Source organism: Pseudoalteromonas sp. SMS1, from assembly GCF_021530565.1.
Taxonomy (GTDB): Bacteria; Pseudomonadota; Gammaproteobacteria; order Enterobacterales; family Alteromonadaceae; genus Pseudoalteromonas.
In genome coordinates this window covers 23,190-41,339 of record NZ_JAKGBI010000004.1, presented here as the reverse complement: position 1 = coordinate 41,339, position 18,150 = coordinate 23,190, and the positions used below count along the sequence as shown (strand labels likewise).

14 protein-coding genes and 1 pseudogene are annotated in these 18,150 nt (G+C 44.0%); 14 read left to right on the top strand and 1 reads right to left on the bottom strand.

Going from position 1 to position 18,150, the window contains the following annotated elements; all coding sequences use genetic code 11:
* Positions 1–139 precede the first annotated feature (139 nt).
* The 8 genes from L1286_RS05865 to L1286_RS05830 all read left to right on the top strand — a co-directional run bounded on the left by L1286_RS05865 (position 140) and on the right by L1286_RS05830 (position 10,508).
* A complete protein-coding gene (locus tag L1286_RS05865) occupies positions 140–1,027 on the top strand; it encodes an ABC transporter six-transmembrane domain-containing protein (protein WP_235405976.1) in 888 nt (295 codons plus the stop codon).
* A complete protein-coding gene (locus tag L1286_RS05860) occupies positions 1,017–2,264 on the top strand; it encodes an efflux RND transporter periplasmic adaptor subunit (RefSeq protein WP_235405975.1) in 1,248 nt (415 codons plus the stop codon). Before L1286_RS05865 ends, L1286_RS05860 begins: the two co-directional genes overlap by 11 nt.
* On the top strand, positions 2,261–5,353 hold the full coding sequence (locus L1286_RS05855) for an efflux RND transporter permease subunit (RefSeq protein ID WP_235405974.1): 3,093 nt from the start codon (positions 2,261–2,263) through the stop codon (positions 5,351–5,353). Before L1286_RS05860 ends, L1286_RS05855 begins: the two co-directional genes overlap by 4 nt.
* A gap of 81 nt (positions 5,354–5,434) precedes the next feature.
* Positions 5,435–6,334 carry a helix-turn-helix transcriptional regulator gene (locus L1286_RS05850; RefSeq protein WP_235405973.1) on the top strand — a complete coding sequence of 300 codons (900 nt, stop codon included), beginning with the start codon at positions 5,435–5,437 and terminating at the stop codon, positions 6,332–6,334.
* A 157-nt stretch (positions 6,335–6,491) separates the two neighbouring features.
* The gene (locus tag L1286_RS05845; RefSeq protein ID WP_235405972.1) at positions 6,492–7,319 is read left to right on the top strand and encodes a class I SAM-dependent methyltransferase; all 828 of its coding nucleotides are present in this window, start codon (positions 6,492–6,494) and stop codon (positions 7,317–7,319) included.
* A gap of 34 nt (positions 7,320–7,353) precedes the next feature.
* Entirely contained in the window at positions 7,354–7,572 is a 219-nt protein-coding gene (locus L1286_RS05840; RefSeq protein WP_235405971.1) for a DUF6500 family protein, read from the top strand.
* 48 nt (positions 7,573–7,620) lie between these two features.
* On the top strand, positions 7,621–8,139 hold the full coding sequence (locus L1286_RS05835; RefSeq protein WP_235405970.1) for a GNAT family N-acetyltransferase: 519 nt from the start codon (positions 7,621–7,623) through the stop codon (positions 8,137–8,139).
* Positions 8,140–8,324: 185 nt separating this feature from the next.
* Positions 8,325–10,508, top strand: a complete 2,184-nt coding sequence (locus L1286_RS05830; protein ID WP_235405969.1) for an OsmC domain/YcaO domain-containing protein — start codon at positions 8,325–8,327, stop codon at positions 10,506–10,508.
* 112 nt (positions 10,509–10,620) lie between these two features.
* Here the strand turns inward: L1286_RS05830 and L1286_RS05825 are convergent, their stop codons facing one another.
* Positions 10,621–10,932, bottom strand: a complete 312-nt coding sequence (locus L1286_RS05825; protein ID WP_235405968.1) for a hypothetical protein — start codon at positions 10,930–10,932, stop codon at positions 10,621–10,623.
* Positions 10,933–11,217: 285 nt separating this feature from the next.
* On the opposite strand from L1286_RS05825, the gene L1286_RS05820 reads away from it, so the two are divergent.
* From L1286_RS05820 to L1286_RS05795, 6 genes and pseudogenes are all read left to right on the top strand, one after another.
* On the top strand, positions 11,218–12,267 hold the full coding sequence (locus L1286_RS05820; protein WP_235405967.1) for a S66 family peptidase: 1,050 nt from the start codon (positions 11,218–11,220) through the stop codon (positions 12,265–12,267).
* Positions 12,268–12,394: 127 nt separating this feature from the next.
* Positions 12,395–12,931: pseudogene (locus L1286_RS05815) on the top strand (RNA 2'-phosphotransferase).
* A 15-nt stretch (positions 12,932–12,946) separates the two neighbouring features.
* Positions 12,947–13,585 carry a Vat family streptogramin A O-acetyltransferase gene (locus L1286_RS05810; protein WP_235405966.1) on the top strand — a complete coding sequence of 213 codons (639 nt, stop codon included), beginning with the start codon at positions 12,947–12,949 and terminating at the stop codon, positions 13,583–13,585.
* On the top strand, positions 13,578–14,015 hold the full coding sequence (locus L1286_RS05805) for a hypothetical protein (protein WP_235405965.1): 438 nt from the start codon (positions 13,578–13,580) through the stop codon (positions 14,013–14,015). Before L1286_RS05810 ends, L1286_RS05805 begins: the two co-directional genes overlap by 8 nt.
* Positions 14,016–14,044: 29 nt before the next feature.
* Positions 14,045–14,506 carry a GNAT family N-acetyltransferase gene (locus L1286_RS05800; RefSeq protein WP_235405964.1) on the top strand — a complete coding sequence of 154 codons (462 nt, stop codon included), beginning with the start codon at positions 14,045–14,047 and terminating at the stop codon, positions 14,504–14,506.
* 288 nt (positions 14,507–14,794) lie between these two features.
* The gene (locus tag L1286_RS05795; RefSeq protein ID WP_235405963.1) at positions 14,795–18,067 is read left to right on the top strand and encodes a WD40/YVTN/BNR-like repeat-containing protein; all 3,273 of its coding nucleotides are present in this window, start codon (positions 14,795–14,797) and stop codon (positions 18,065–18,067) included.
* Positions 18,068–18,150: the final 83 nt, after the last annotated feature.

Below are 18,150 nucleotides of genomic sequence, written 5' to 3'. Positions count from 1 at the left end.
GCACATTAACAGTATATTCTGCGCAATACCCTACACACCTTTTTAATTTCTTCCATCACGTTTAAAACAGCAATCTAGGACACTTTTTACAGTTCATTATTGGCGATACTTCACGCCTAGCTGTATTTAGGAGTCTGATATGTCCAACTTTAACGCGATTTCATTGTGGTCCATTGTGAAATTAAGCCCATTCAAAATTGCGATTACCTGGTCAATGGTGATCATAGAGAACGTGCTTCTTATTCTCTTACCGCTGTTTATTGGCTATGCGATTGATGGCGTGCTGGCACAGGAAACCGCGCCATTGTTTGGCTTTGCGATCAGTTTGTTTGGCTTGGTGGTTATCAGTGTGCTGCGCCGCTTTTATGACACAAGAGTCTATGGTGGGATTAGAGTTAAACTCGCTGAAAGAGTTGCGCATAACTTAAGAGCCGCAGATGTCTCTGCAAAAAGCGCGCGTCTCACCATGTCTCGAGAGCTGGTGGACTTTTTAGAAAACGACTTACCCGCTTTAATGACAGCAGCGATTCAGCTGATATCGATCATCATCATATTAGCCACGTTTCATGCTTATTTTGCGATGAGCGTGTTGGTTTCTAGCTGCGGCATGTTGGTAGTTTACGCATGTTGTCACAATACCTTTAAGCATCTGAATCGTAAATTGAATGATCAAACTGAACAACAAGTGAAGGTGCTCAGCGGCAAACCTTTCGCCGCGATTAGTGCGCACCTAGAAAAGCTGAAAAAGCACGAAATTGCATTGTCAGATACTGAAGCGTTGGTCTATGGCTTTATTTTTTCGCTGTTGTTTTTGTCCGTGCTATGCAACTTATGGCTTGTCAATATACTGCCAAGCCCGAGTACTGGAGAAGTGTTCTCAATTCTGACTTACTCCCTCGAATTTGTGGATACCGCCATTATGTTACCGGTTACTTTACAGATTTTATCGCGACTGAGCGAAATCACACAGCGACTGAACCGCGATGATGAATCGCAACTAACTAAGGAAGGCAGTTATGAAGTATAAAAATATGTTGGCGATAGGGGTTGGCGTGCTCTCTGTGTTTATCGCGCTTGTTATTGTGGAAGAGCTGACGGTTATTGAGCCTGAGGGGCAATTTAAAGAGCCTCCAAAGCAGCCTGTAACGATTGAGGTAGTAAGCCCTGTGTCACATCAGCCACGTATCACCTTGCTTGGTAATACGCGTGCTCGAGATGTGACACAGTTGCGGGTGTCTAGCAATGGGCAGCTTGCTTGGCTTGAAACTGCTTTGGAACCAGGGGCATTGGTGCCACAAGGCACACCTTTGGCTAAGCTGGATATGACGCACCTAGCTTATGAGCTAGCACAAGCACAAAGTCGCTTGCGCCATGCTGAGCTTGCGCTTGAGCAGCAATTGCATGAACAGTCTGTCGCACTGAGCATGCTGTCACCACACAATCAAAGTCGATATGCCAAAAGAGAACCGCAAGTTGCAGCCGCTGAGTCTGATTTAGCACAGGCACGCATGGCGCTGCAAAGTACCAACAAATTGATCCAAGAAGCGCAGGTTACAGCGCCTTTTGATGCGGTTATTTTGTCAAGAGCTGCCAGCCCAGGTGATTGGATAAGTGCAGGAGAAAGCTTGTTTGAAATAGCCAGCAGTGCCAGTATGGATGTATTAGTGCCTGTATCTGAGCCTGTGTGGCAAAAAATATTGCCACAACTTGAATCGCAACAAGCCACCATTCTCATTGAAGACCGCGCTGGTAAACAGTGGCCTGCAGACGTGAGATATATTGCACCCAATATAGACATAAATACCCGACAGCGACAACTGGTTTTAAAGGTCACAAACCCATATCAAACAGTCGCTGCTCTGATGCCAAATCAACCTGTGCAGGTAAATATTCAATTGGCGTCTGAGCCGACTGCATTTCAAATCACGCACAGTGCGCTCACACGGGACGGGTTTGTTTGGACCGTAAGTGCTAAAAATACCTTGCGAAAAGAAGCCGTTGAAGTGTTATCTGAACATGAACAGCATGTATTTGTCCGTTTTAAAGGCGCTGGGAACATAGCTCGGCACATCGTGACATATCCATTGTTGTCGATGTTAGAAGGGGCGACGGTTTCACCGGAGCTTTCACCCGAGCTTTCACCCGAGCTTTCACCCGAGCTTTCACCCGAGCTTTCACCCGAGCTTTCACCCGAGCTTTCACCCGAGCTTTCACCCGAACAATCAAAGTCCCTAAGGTTAGCCAATAGGGAGGAAAATCAATGAGTTGGTTAACAAAGTGGTTCATTGACAATAGCGTTGCTGCCAATCTATTGATGTTTGCCATTATAGTCAGTGGCGTGTTGGCTTTGGGTCAGTTACGGGTCGAGTCTTTTCCACAAATTGCGCCCTCAAGTATAACCGTGACGGTACCGTACCCTGGCGGCACAGCCAAGCAAATAGATCAGGGGATCACACAGCGTATTGAAGAATCAATTAGCGGCATTGCTGGCGTCAAACAAATCGTTAGTCAATCAACCGCTGGGTTATCTACAGTCACGATTAGAAAAACCAGTGACGCTGACATTGACGCACTACTCAATGACGTTCGCAATCGCGTAAATAGTATTGTTGGTTTCCCAGCGTTGGCAGAGCGTCCCATAGTTGCCAAAGATGCATTTACCAACTTAGCGGCATTTGTCGTTGTGTCAGCCCCAAGAGATGATCACAGTCTACAACCAATCGCGAGACAGGTTGAAGTTGCGCTTAAAAAGCATGCTGATATTTCTCGGGTCGACAATTGGGGAAGCCGCAGCCCCCAATTAGTGATTGAGCCAAATCCGATAAAATTAGCGCAACTGGGCATGACCTTGGAACAGTTTGCTGCCGCCATTGAGCAATTTTCAAATGAAACTCGAAGTGGTGAGCTTTCCAGTGCGAGCGGACGGTTTGTACTGAAGGGGGATGGCTATGCTGACGATGTGGCGAAGTTAAAGCAAATTCCGGTGATAGTTCAAGCGGCAGGTAAAGTTCATGTCGGAGATATTGCCAATGTATATCGAGATTATGCGCAAAGTGGCTCGATCGTGCGCAACAATGGAGAAAATGCGATTGCTTTGCTAGTGAGTACCAGTCGGCAGGACAACTTGTTACACGTAAGTGACGCCATCAATGACACACTCGCGCAACTGCGTGCGCAATTACCCAAGGATGTGACCCTCAACACGATGGCAGACATGGCTCCATACATAGAAGAACAGCTGTTCAGGCTGGGTGACAATGCATGGCAAGGTCTTTTAATCGTCATTGTCTTGCTTGGGCTGTTTCTAGAGCTCAAGCTTGCTTTTTGGGTGTGCGCAGGCATTCCGGTGGCGTTATTTGGCACGTTAGGTGCAATGCAGCTTACTGAGCACAGCATCAATGACATTACGTTATTTGGCTTTATTTTGGTGTTGGGCATTTTAGTTGATGATGCCGTCGTTGTTGGGGAGGCGATCCATGATAAGCGCAGACAGACTAAAAATGGCCGCTTAGCCGCATTTCAAGGGGTGCAATCTGTCTCAGTAGCAACCATCTTTGGCGCGCTGACGACCATTGCTGCATTTTCACCAATGCTTTGGATAAACAATGAATTAGCAAAGCTGCTGGCGGGTTTTTCATTGGTCGTGATCTTAGCTTTGTTGTTTTCGTTACTCGAAAGTAAGTTTATTTTGCCTGCGCATTTAGCCTCGTTAGGTAATCTAAATAAGCCCAAGCGCTCAATAATGAGTCGGGTGCAGGGCTATGCGCAATCAGGGCTAGATGCATTTAAATGGCGAGTTTATCAACCCGTTTTGGTGCTGGCGACCAAGTACAAAGTAGCCTGTTTACTTTTCTTTATCGCTTTTGTGACGCTTGCATATGGCATGTGGTCTACAGGTACCATTCGCAGTGCGGTGTTTCCAGAGATCCCTGGGCGTTACGTTACTGCCAAGGTTTCTTTGCAAGATGGTGCGCCACTACCGTTGCAAGGCAAAGCCCTTTCTCAGTTAGAGCACGCGGCGGCAAAAGTTGGCGAGACACTGAGTGCGCAGTATAACTTAGCGGCTTCGCCAATTGTTAATTTACTCGCATGGTCAGATGGCTATGGAGATATTGAAGTAACCGTGGAATTGCGCAGCGAGGCATTGCGTACTTTGCCTGGATCTTTACTGACGGATAGCTGGCGCGCGCAAACAGGGCTGATTGAAGGAGCCTATTCAGTACAGTTTTCTGCCTCGGACACGCCCGCAGGGGGGACATTTGTGTCTATTTCCGCACCTGAAAAAGCCATAGCAAAGCGCGTGAGTGAGCAATTTTCAGCGCTTTTATCTGCACAAGCTGGTGTGTCAGATATCTATGATGATGCGGATGGAGGACAAGTACAGATCCAGATTACACTTAATGATTACGGTAAACAGTTGGGACTAACTCAAATTCAGATCGCCAAATTTGCAGGTGAAGCCTTCGGTGAAAGAGAGTTGCACCGCTTGCTCGACCAAGGGCAAGAAACCAAAGTTTTGGTTCGATACGCAAAAAAAGACAGTCAGCATATTGAGCAACTTAAGGCCAGTTTAGTGACTTTACCAACGGGTCAGTCTGTCAGGCTCGAGGATGTCGCAACCTTGAGTTTTGAGCAAGTACCAGAGGCAATCTATAGGCGCGATAGAACAGAGGTTATCCATGTATATTGGCGGCAAAATAGGCAGATTCAATCACCTGAAGAGGTAATTGCTAAGCTGCAATCGCAAATCGCCAATATGGAACATACGTATCCTGGCCTAAAAATCAGAGCTGGTGGCGAATTTGAAGAGATAGCCGAGGTGTCTAAAGGGTTTAAATCAGCCATGATGATGACTCTTGTACTTATATATATTTTATTGGCCATCCCTCTTAAATCCTATTGGCAACCGTTGATCATCATGGCTGTGATTCCGTTTGGGTTTGCGGGGGCAATTTTTGGTCACTACATTATGGACTTACCAATCAGCTTATTGTCGATGTTTGGGATGATGGCAATGACGGGGATCGTGATTAATGATTCTCTCGTTTTGATTACGCGTTTTAACTACTTTTATCGGGGTGGGATGGCGTTAAATGAGGCTTTAATTAAAGCGGGTACAAGTCGATTTAGAGCGATATTTTTAACCACCGTTACGACCGTGTGCGGCTTGTTACCTTTACTGTTTGAGCAAGCTGAACAAGCGCAGTATTTGAAGCCAGCGGCGGTTGCATTGGTGTTTGGGGAGCTGTTTGCAACAGCTGTCACGTTGTTGTTAATTCCAATTTTGTTGGGGTTATTTTGTCGGAAACCGCCGAAACAGGAGGTGTCTTTGTTGTTGCCCGAGCAAGCCTAGCTACAATTACTTACATACGGCTGATTGATTTTACAGTCTTAGCGCGCGATAGTTGTGGCATGTGCCACAACTGTCTTGCTTATGTCTGAAAAAATATCAAAGCCGTTCGTGTTAGTGCCTGAATATGCACTGTTGGCGCCTTTGCCTGAACACTTAAAAACACGCTTTGTCACAGCCCTTAAACTGATGCATCAGGACTTAGCATCAGGTTTGTGTTGGGAACAAATTGCGACGCAAAGTGCCATATCGCCCTATCATTTTCACCGCCAGTTTTCTGAGCTATTCAATGAAACCCCTGGGCAATATCTAAGCCGATTACGGCTTCAATATGCGGTACATTACATTTTCGCTGCTCAAGATTATAAAATCATTGATATTGCCCAAGAATGCGGATTTTCGTCGTCACAAGCACTTGGGAAGGCGCTGAAAAATGCGTTGGGCTTAACGGCGAAAGAAATTCGTGCAATGGGGGTCATGGGCACGCCCAGAGAAACGAGTGAGCTGCTCGCTAAGCTTGCTCACCCAAGTGAGGCAGATTCATTAGAAAACACGTTAGCGCAAAACCTACCGTGCGAGCTTGTGTGGTATCCGCAAAGAGGGATGAAAGTGTTGCCCAATTCGAGTGAAGACTGGGACACCGTGTTTGAAACGTTTGGTGAAAAATCGACTCGCATTATGGGAATGACTCCTGTAAATCAATTGGAGAATCGTTGGCAAGACATCAAAACTTACGTGGGGGATTGGCAAGTACCGGTGTCTGAGTACACAAAATTGCTGGCTGAGGGACATTACTTTTGTTGTGACGTCTATTTGGTTTCTGATACCGCGTATGCGGTTGCGCTAGAGCAATTATTTAAGGTTATTGAATCAAAAGGTTATCAACTTGATGCAAATGGTTATTTGGTAGAAATCATTCGAGATATTGAAATGACTGAAACCGGAGGCGTGACATTCTCATTTCAAGTCCCCGTGATGGTATAAATTGAGATGTGCGGGCTTAGTCAACCGTGAAGTAACAGCGGTAGCCAAATTTATCAAGTGCTTACATTGCCCAAGGGACTGTGTTAACCCTTTGTAGACTAAATTTTCAGGGTCTGAGCGCGTTATAGTCAATGTGACAGAACAAAAGGAAGTTGGAATGAAATACGGTGCAAATTTAACGTCAGTCCCTGAAACTATGCTCTGGACATTGCACAACAGGGCCTCTGAGGCGATGAGAAGTGACGGAATTATTAATGATGACTTTGCGGCAGCTATCTACCAAAGTATTGAATATGATTTTGAACTTAATTTCGGTAAAGCTGAGCCATCTCACGCTGTGCGCTCGCTCGATTTCGATAGAGAAATCAGCGCGTTTTTAAACAAGAACCCGACAGGTACCGTGGTTAACCTAGGGGAAGGGCTTGAAACACAAAGGTTTAGGATAAAAAAAGACTGTGCATTGTGGCTGAGTGTTGATTTACCTGAGTCAATTGCCATTAGGGAACGTTTTATTCAACCGGATAAACACCATCTCCATTTACCTTATTCGGCATTGGATAATAGATGGTTTGAGTATGTGCCTAGTAGGACGCCAGTGTTTATTTCTGCACAAGGCCTATTCATGTATTTTACAGAGCAAGAGGTGGTGGCGTTAATTAAAGACATTGCTTCGAGGTTTACTGATTGGTGCCTGATGTTCGATACCATTCCAGTATGGTTATCTAACAAATCAACGTCCCCAAAAGGGTGGGAAAAAACGCCGCACTATACGACACCCAAAATGCCTTGGGGTATCAATCGAGATCATTTAACGACTTACTTTCAATCGCAACTGCCAGCGAGTTTGTTTGTGGCCGATGTAGGATATTCAAACTTCCCTCGGGGAATGACGAAGTGGATATTTAAAGCGTTGACCTCTCTACCTGTGCTTAGAAATCATGCGCCAACAATCGTAAAAATTGAGCCTGTGAGTCTTTGCAAGTAATATGCGAGGCTATCTAGGCTTAAGGAGTGTGAGGATGAGAGAATCTCTTCGAGACAAAGTAGTTAATGTGTGCGAGCAGAAAATCGATAAAAAAGGAGAAAATGTAGGCGTTTCATTCTATGCCTTTTTTGCCAATAAAAACGATGACCCCGTACTATTAATGGAAGCGGCAACTTGGTGGATACAAACACATAAGCTGGATCACTTTGAAAAGGCCAAAAAAATCAAAGAAATGGTACTAAAAGGCTTATAAATAGTGTATCCAATAGAGGGTGAAGTAATAGTCAAGTCGAGCGATTGAATGAAACAACCCAATATCGAAACCCAGAGGCTGATATTAAGGCCTTTTTGCCATAATGATGCTGAAAGAGTCGCAGTGCTTGCAGGTGAAAAAATCATCTCTGATATGACCGCAAGTATTCCCCACCCTTATGAATCCTCTATGGCAATCGACTGGATAAACACGCATAAAAGTCAATATGAACAGCGAACGGCTGTTGTCTATGCCATTACAATGAAAGACGACAGTCGCATCATCGGTGCAGTTAGTTTTCCTCAATTTAAAAATGGCGAAGGGACAATAGGCTATTGGCTTGGCGTGCCTTTTTGGGGGCAGGGTATTGCTTATGAAGCGGCAAAAGGGTTAATCGCACACTGCAAAGCGAATTTGGGTTTGAAAACGGTGCATGCTGTGCACTTAACAGAAAATGTTCGCTCTCAATCCGTGATCGAAAAGCTGCGGATCCCTTTGGTTGGCAATGAAACACACGAAGTGAGAGGCGGGATGTGTCCAGTTCGAGTTTACAGAGGGCCTGTTTAAAACATCACCATATTGGACGCAGTGATCCTCAATGCTTGATTTAATTTGAGGATATTTGCAATTAACCCAAGACTAATGGCGAGAAAAATAAGATAATTGCACAGTTAAGATAATTTTGCTGCTGGGTCGAGCTAAGCTAGGCTTTGGTGTGACCGAGTGGCTGCGCACAACTGTGGAAGAGTTCAATGGAAATTAAAGTTAATTTTCTCGATAATCTGAGACTTGAAGCCAAGTTTGATGATTTTAGTGTTATTGCGGATCAGCCAATCCGATATAAAGGTGATGGTTCGGCGCCAAGCCCCTTCGATTATTTCTTAGCCTCATCAGCACTTTGTGCGGCATATTTTGTAAAGGTGTACTGCGTTTCTCGTGAGATCCCAACAGATGGGATCCGTATTTCGCAAAACAACATCGTTGACCCAGAAAATAGATACAATCAAATTTTTAAAATTCAAGTCGAGCTGCCGGAGAGTATTTCGGAGAAAGATCGCAAAGGTATTTTGCGCTCTATTGACCGTTGTACGGTGAAAAAAGTCATTCAAACAGGCCCAGATTTTCAAATTGAAGATGTCGAGAGCTTAGATGACGATGCGCAGGCAATGCTTATGGTAAAACCTGAGCAGGATGCCAATACCTTTATTTTGGGTAAAGACCTTCCACTCGAGCAAACGATTGCTAACATGACCGGTATTCTCGCAGATCTTGGCATGAAAATCGAAGTGGCATCATGGCGCAACATTGTTCCCAATGTTTGGTCGCTTCATATACGTGATGCGGCATCACAAATGTGCTTTACCAATGGTAAAGGTGCAACAAAAGAAAGTGCACTGTGCTCAGCGCTTGGCGAGTTTATTGAACGTTTGAACTGTAACTTCTTTTACAATGATCAGTTTTTTGGGGAAGAGATTGCAAACAGTGATTTTGTGCATTATCCCAATGAAAAGTGGTTCCAACCTGGCCCAAATGATGAATTACCCGGTGAGATCTTAGACCCGTATACCTTGTCAGTTTATGACGCTGAGGGTGAGTTGAAGGGCTCTAACCTCATTGACACCAACTCAGGAAATGTGGCGCGTGGAATTTGTTCAATTCCTTACACTAGACAGTCTGATGGCGAAACTGTGTATTTTCCTTCAAACTTGATTGAAAACTTGTTCTTAAGTAATGGAATGAGTGCTGGTAATAATCTAGCCGAAGCAAAAGTACAGTGCCTTTCTGAAATTTTTGAGCGTGCAGTTAAAAAGCAAATCATTGAACAAGAAATTGTGCTACCAGATGTTCCTGAAGCAGTCTTAGCGAAATATCCAAGTATTGTTGATGGCATCAAAGCCTTAGAAGAACAGGGCTTCCCTGTGGTTGTCAAAGACGCTTCTCTTGGGGGGCAATTCCCAGTGATGTGTGTAACATTGATGAACCCTAAAACAGGCGGCGTGTTTGCGTCATTCGGTGCACATCCAAGCTTGGAAGTTGCGTTAGAACGAAGCTTAACAGAGCTACTTCAAGGTAGGAGCTTTGAAGGCTTGAACGATGTCCCAAGACCTACATTTAACAGTATGGCCGTTTCAGAGCCTGAAAACTTTGTTGAGCACTTTATTGATTCAACCGGCGTGATCTCATGGCGTTTCTTCAGTGCGAAGAAAGATTTTGACTTTGTTGAGTGGGACTTTTCTGGCACGAATGAAGAAGAGTGTGAGCAGCTATTTGGTATATTAAAAGACTTAGGGAAAGAAGCCTATATTGCTGAGTTTACGGATTTGGGCATCGCGTGTCGTATCTTGGTGCCAGGCTACTCTGAGGTGTACCCAGCCGAAGACTTAATTTGGGATAACACGAACAAAGCACTACAATACCGTGAAGATATACTGAACCTCCACCGTTTAAATGACGAAGAGCTTGCTGATTTAGTTAATCGTCTAGAGGAAAGTCAGTTAGATAATTACACGGATATTATCACCTTAATTGGCATTGAGTTTGATGAAAACACAGTATGGGGTCAGTTAACTATTCTCGAGTTAAAACTCCTTATTTACCTCGCGTTGGGTGATTTAGAGGAAACCATGGACCTAGTAGAGTCCTTCCTTCAATACAACGACAACACCGTTGAACGCGGTATTTTTTACCAAGCGATGCATACAGTATTGGAAATTGCACTTGACGACGCGTTAGAAATTGAAGATTACATTCACAACCTAACGAGAATGTTTGGCCAAGAAGTCATGACTAATGTTATCGGCTCAATTAATGGTGATGTTCGTTTCTATGGGTTGACTGAAACGAGCACTAAACTTGAAGGGCTAGATAAGCACCTTAAATTGATAGAAAGTTACAAAAAGCTACATAAAGCACGCGCTGCCATTGCTGCAAAATAGTGTGACAATATAGTTTAATTAAAAAGCCCGAAGGACTCCCTTCGGGCTTTTGTCTTTTTCTGTTTGATTGACTGAGCTAGTTTCTGCTGCGATGGGGCGCAGCGGCCGCACCTTACATGCCTCCACTGTCACCACCACCGGCATCTCCACCAAAACTTTGGCTAACATCAGTGTCTGTGTCACTGTCATGCTTATGTTTATCAACGCTGGGGTTGATTAAATACGCGCTGCTATCGCTAGACTGTGTCTTGGCGCTTGGCGAAGACGTTGATGATTTTGCGGCTAGGAATAGTTGCCTGAGCATACTAAAAATGAATACCGCAATCAGAATAGGGCAAATGACCCCTTCAACGATAGAGGGTGACTGAAGGTCTGTAAAGTACCAAGTGACAGCCAGACCCGAAATGTGACTAATCCAAAACATAACAACTCCTTATGTCGGTTATTTGTGGCATTAACGCTCAACGTCCACGCAAATTATTTAGCTAGATTGTTGTGTCTGGGCGAATTAAAGCTATCAGGATAATGCGTTGAAGGCAAATTTTGAACAAATATAGTGTTTTAAATAGGTATATTCCGTGCCATCGCATTGATGTGGAAATAGGGTCATCAATTGCACGATAGATAATTTAACCTAGGCCATCTAACGCTATGAAAATTATATTGTTTGAGGTATAAAAATGAGAACTCAACTAAAAGGCGGTTTACTTTGATCAAACCAAAACGATTGAAACCCGGAGACAATATCGCTGTATTGTCTCCTTCGACAGGGTTGCCATCAGTGTTTCCCCATATTTTTGAATGTGGTATTCGTAACTTAACAAAACTTGGCTTTAATGTGGTGGCGTATCCAACTGCACGCATGGCGATTGATAAAGTGTTTAACAATCCAAAGCAGAGGGCTGATGATATTAATCATGCTTTTGCAGACAGTAATATACAGGGCATCATTGCAACCATCGGTGGCAATGACTCCGCTAGGATTTTGAAGTATTTAGACCCACATATTATCAAGGCAAATCCGAAGTTTTTTATGGGGTACTCTGATTTTACGGCAGTGTCTGTTTATGTGAATCAATTGGGTTTAGTCACTTTTAATGGTCCTTCCGTGATGGCTGGATTTTCGCAACTACACAGTTTTCCACAAGCATATCAAGACTACGTGAAATCATTTTTATTTGATGACGTTTCAGACTCAGTTTTACCAGTATTTAGTCATTATAGCGATGGTTATCCGGATTGGGCTGAACCCTCTAATGAGGGTAAAATCCATCCTCAACAGCGCAACGATGGCCCAAGGTTTTTACAATCATCAGATGCGCACGGTGGTTGTGTATCAGGACAGCTATTTGGAGGGTGTCTTGAGGTATTGGAAATGCTGAAAGGTACACAATACTGGCCCGATGCGAGTTTTTGGCGAGGTAAAATCTTATTTTTTGAAACCTCAGAAGAAAAGCCGACAATTGACTACGTGAGATACTGGTTGAGGAATTACGGCGTGATGGGCGTGTTTGAACACGTATCTGGTGTGATATTTGGTCGTGCGAGAGATTATAGTAATGAAGAAAAAGCACTGCTAGACGATATGATAGTGTCTGTCGTGGCAGGAGAGTTTGGATGTGATCAACTCACATTAGTGAGTAATTTAGACTTTGGTCATACGGATCCCCAGTTTATTTTGCCACAAGGCGTTATGGCCGAAATTAATAGCCATCTTCGGCAAATAAGGTTATTGGAATCTCCATTTGAGCAGTGCTAGGGCAGCTTTTTGCGCCCAGCAATAAATGAATAATCAGTGAGCCCATATTAATGGGCTAATTACGCTAAGTCTATCAGCGCGCAATATTTCTTAACTTAGTTGATGAGATCGGCTACATTATTGGCCTATGCAAAATAAAAAAATATCAAAATATCTAAGTCTTATTCTTAGGCATCAACCTGAGTTAATAAACCTAACAATAGACAATCAAGGCTGGGCTGAGATAAATGAACTTATCTTAAAAACAACAGCATTCTCACTGACTTTTGAGGTCATTGCTGAGATTGTTCAAAGTAGCGACAAACAGCGATTTGCTATCAGTGAAGATGGTCGAAAGATCCGTGCTAACCAGGGCCATTCCATTCAAGTCGACTTAGGCTTGGCACCGACAACGCCACCCAAAATCCTATATCACGGAACCGCTACTCGATTTTTAGATTCAATCAATGCATAGGGTTTACAAAAAGGAGACCGCCACCATGTTCATTTAACCGAGTCAGCAGAAACTGCACGCACCGTTGGCAGTCGCTATGGCAGCGCCGTAATTCTGACCATAGATTCTGAGCTGATGCATCAACAAGGCGCACAATTTTACAAAACGAATAATGATGTCTGGCTGGTTGAACATGTACCACCGGATAAAATTGTGAACGATAAAAATTGATATAAAGGTGCTACTTTGAAAGGACCCAACCCAAATAACCCATCACCACTTGAGGGATTTCCTCAGGTAGGTTATCTCAAAAACTTCATTACTCGAGACAACATCATTGTTGGTGATTATACCTATTATGATGATCCGCAAGGCCCCGAAAACTTTGAAAAAAATGTGCTTTACCATTTCGATTTTATTGGGGACAAATTAAAAATTGGCAAGTTTTGCGCTATTGCAACGGGCGTAAAATTCATTATGAACGGTGCAAACCACCAAATGTCGGGATTTTCCACATACCCGTTTTACATCTTTGGCAATGGCTGGGAGAAAGCCACCCCTCAGGCGGGGGAGTTGCCGTACAAAGGGGATACGGAAGTGGGTCATGATGTCTGGATCGGGTATAAAGCTACCATTATGGCAGGTATCAAGGTTGGTAATGGTGCAATTATTGCCAGCAAGTCTGTAGTTACCCAAGACGTGCCGCCGTATAGCATTGTCGGTGGTAACCCCGCAAAGGTAATCAGAATGCGATTTGAACAACCTGTTATTGACACGCTCTTAAACATTGCTTGGTGGGATTGGCCTGCGGAAAAAATAACGTCTCACTTAGAGGCGATCACTGGTGGTGATTTGAAAAAGTTACAAGAGGCATGCCATGACTGACAGTAAGGTGATTCAACAAACAGTCGCTTTGCCGTCAAAAAGTTATAAGGCCAATTGCATTTTGTTACTGGCTTCTTTGCTTTTTTCAGCGGTGGCTTTCGTGCTCTATACAATGGATAACAGCAAGGGCAGCGATGTATTGGCCCTTGTAAAGTTGGGGTACATGTTCTTTTTTGTTGTGCTTTATGCATTGTTGACGTGGCGTTGGATAAAGCAGCCTGAATATATCGTAAAGCCGCTATTATGGCTTAGTTTGTTTCAAGTGGTGACAGTCAAGGTGGGTGAATGGAATATGGGGTTAAATCCCTTTTCAGTGATTGGGGTGAGTTTAGACTTTGACTCAATTTCCTTCACTGTCAATCTAATCGCAATCGCACTGTTGGCATTTACTTGGAGATACAAGCGGATGCTTGCGCGTATGAAGTATTAAGTCGAAGGACGCTGTTGTGAGGTATTTATATGGAAGCGAAGAAGGAATTTGAAGGCTTAGTGTCGTTAAGACCAGTGACTCATCTAAACTATGAAGCCATTTGCGACTTAGATGTAAGTAAGGAGCAACAAGACTTTGTGGCTTGCAATATGTGGTCGTTGGTTGAATCACATTACAATGCACATTATCAAACTCGTGGGATCTACCTAGACAATGAGCCTGTGGGCTTTTTTATGTGGGTGCCAGAGAGTAAGTGCCATGTGTCTATTTGGCGCTTTATGATTGATAAAAAATTTCAAACTCAGGGAATAGGGCGCCAAGCAATGAGGTTGGCTATTGACGAAATTAAGCGCGACGAAGAGCTGGCGTTTATTGAAATTTGTTATTGCCCTAAAAATACATTGGCGAAGGATTTTTATGCCAGTTTTGGGTTTGAGGAGTATGGCTTTGATGAAGAAGATGGGGAATATCTGGCTAAATTAACCGTGTAATTTTTTACGCTTTTTAGACAAAGTGCATGCGGGGGGAAGCAGCAACTTTCAGATTTTACTGCTGTTTTCCCTTAATTGTGTACAAAATACGGTTGAATTTAGTGTAAGTTAATGAATACTATATCTTTTTCTTTATGTTTGATGCCTAACTAGATATTACATATTTTGTTACATCATAACATTTAACTCAATTTTTTGTAGTATGAGCGATTATTTACACACCTGTATCATATGTTAGGTTAATGTTTCCCGCTGGGATGAATGAAAATAATAACCTTTGGTGTGAAAATGAAAACTCTCCTAAAAACAGCATTAGCTGTCTCTATTGCGCTCGTGACTTCAAATGCGCTGGCGAGCGAGTCAGAAGAAGAAAAATCAATCTTTAACAGTCAAACTTTTGAGGCGATGAAGCTTCGTAATATTGGCCCAGCCTATATGTCTGGACGTATTGCCGATATTGAAGTAGACCAAAAAAATCCATCGACTTGGTACACTGCAGTTGGTTCAGGTGGCGTATGGAAAACCGTCAATGCGGGGACTACTTGGACCCCTATTTTTGATAAGCAGGCGGTTTACTCCACCGGTGATGTGACGATTGACCCAAGCAACTCTAATATCATTTGGGTAGGTACAGGTGAAAATAACGGTGGCCGCCATATCAGTTTTGGTGATGGTGTATACAAGTCTGTAGACGGTGGTAAAACTTGGAAAAATATGGGCCTGAAAGACTCAGAGCGTATCTCTGATATTATGGTCCATCCAACAGATTCAAATACAGTGTGGGTGTCTGCACAAGGGCCTCTGTGGAGCAGTGGGGGTGAGCGTGGGTTGTACAAAACGACAGATGGCGGTGAAACTTGGAAGCAAGTGCTCAAGCCGGAAGATGAGTGGACGGGGGTTACCTCATTACTCATTGACCCTCGTAATCCTGACAAGCTATATGCGGCAACTTGGTCTCGTCAAAGAACGGTAGCCACATATGTTGGCACAGGCCCAGGGGCTGGCATCCATACCTCGGATGATGGTGGTGAAACTTGGACAGAGCTCAAAACAGGATTACCGACAGGTAATATGGGTAAGATTGGTATGGCAATCTCGCCTATCAACCCAGACATTGTTTATGCAACGATTGAGACAGATAACCGAAAAGGCGGATTTTATCGCTCCGCAAACCGCGGCGCGAGCTGGCAGAGAATGTCTGATGAAGTAGGCGGCGGTACGGGTCCTCACTACTACCAAGAAATCTTTGCGGATCAACATCAACTTGACCGTGTTTATATTGCTAGCAACTACAGTAAAGTGTCAGATGATGGGGGTAAAACTTGGACGCCTATCAATACCAAACGTAAACATGTAGACGATCACGCCTTTGCATTTCACCCTACGGATCCCGATTTTGTATTGATAGGCTCTGATGGCGGCATATACATGTCTCATGATCGCATGGCCAATTGGCGCTTTATGGCGAACCTGCCGTTAACGCAATTTTATAAAGTTGCGCCTGATGACGCAGAGCCTTTTTACACGGTGTATGCAGGTGCGCAAGATAACTCGACACAAGGTGGTCCATCACGTACCCGACGTTCAGAAGGGATCAAGAATAAAGATTGGTTCTTAACTCTAGGGGGAGACGGTCATCAACCTGCAGTTGAACCTGGTAACCCGAACATTATGTACTCTCAGTGGCAGCAAGGTAACTTGACTCGTCACGACCTTAAAACCAGAGAAGGTGTATACATTAAACCACAACCGCGTCCGGGCGAACCTGCTGAACGCTTTAACTGGGATGCACCTATCAATGTGTCTACGCATGATCCTAAGCGCTTATACTTTGCATCACAACGTGTTTGGCGTTCAGATGACAGAGGAGATAGCTGGAAGCCGATTTCGAGTGATTTAACCAAAAACGAAAATCGTATGCATATACCGGTCATGGGGAGAACATGGTCAGTTGAAGCCGGTTGGGACATCTATGCAATGTCTGAGTACCATACGATTGCGAACTTCACAGAAAGCCCAGTAGACGACAAGATACTTTGGGCGGGTACGGACGACGGTCTTATTCAAGTCACCAAAGATGGCGGCAAAAACTGGAAAAAAATTGATTTAAATACCATTGAAGGGATCCCTGCAATGGCGTATATCAATGATATTCGTGCTGACTTGTTCGACCCGAATACCGTATATGTAGCACTTGATAACCATAAATATGGTGATTTCAAGCCCTACCTAATTAAGTCTACCGACCTAGGAAAAACGTGGCAGTCACTGGCTGATGACTTACCTGAAAAGCACTTGGTATGGCGTATTGTGCAAGACCACGTAAACAAGGATTTGATGTTTATTGGTACCGAGTTCGGGATTTTCTTTACAGTTGATGGTGGTAAACAGTGGGTTGAACTCAATGGTGGCATCCCGACAATTTCGACACGAGATGTCAAAATTCAACGAAGAGAAAATGATTTAGTTGCGGGCACTTTTGGTCGTGGTATCTACATTCTAGATGACTACGCGCCACTGCGTGAACTCACCGAAAAGTCTATGGAGCGAGAGGCTTTGCTCATTGCACCAAGTCGACCCGTTAAGTGGTTTAGTCTAGATGGTAATCATACTAATACCGATGGTGATGATCGTTATGCGGCTAAAAACCCCGAGCATGGTGCAACTTTAACTTATTACTTAAAAGAAAGCTTACTGACTGCAAAAGCGCAGCGTCAAAAAGCAGAAAAGGAAATGGTTAAAGAAAAAAATTATCCACAGTATCCGGCTTGGGAAGAGATCGAAAAGGAAAACCAAGAACCAAAACCTGCGGTTTATCTTGAGATCCGTGATGAAAACGGTGAATTTGTAAACCGTGTTTCAGGCAAGACAACCAAAGGGTTGCACCGCGTAACATGGGACATGACCTATGCAACAGGTAAAGCGATAACGGGTGCTGAATCTTCAGGATGGAGTCCATTTGGTACAGGCTTGTTGGCTATTCCTGGCACCTACAATGCGACGTTATACAAGCGCGTAGGCAGTACCGTCTCGCAACTTGCACAGCCTGTTGAATTTGAATTGAAACCGATTACAGATAGTGCATTGCAAGCGGCATCCGCCAAAAAAGTACTTGAGTTTGGGAAGAAAATCTCAAATGCGCAAAGACGAGCAAGTGCTGTAAACGCGGTCATTGGTGAACTAAACAAATCAATGAAGACACTACGTACTGCAATTGACCGCACACCGGGTGACATCACGGCTTTAGAGTCGAACTATGCGGATATCCAAGCCGAGATAAATGCGATTAACTATGAGCTGAATGGCTTGAAATCTCGTGACCGTATGGGCACAAAGCCAGCGAACATCTCAAGTCGGTTGTTCTATGCAATGACTGCCGCTTGGTCGACCTATGGGCCTACTCAACAGCATAAAGATCAATTTGAATATGCCAGCAAGCGTCTAGAAAGCGTGAGCAAGCGTGTTAAGTCTTTACAGCAGCGTGAGATCCCACAACTGCAGCAGTCGGTAATTGACGCGGGTGGTCCATGGACCGTTGGCGCGCCATTAATGACTAAATAATTGCCAAATGTAGGCGGTGTCCAGTGTTGCTTGGCACCGCCATTTGGTGATTTTAGTCTAATCTTGATAAATACATGTCATGT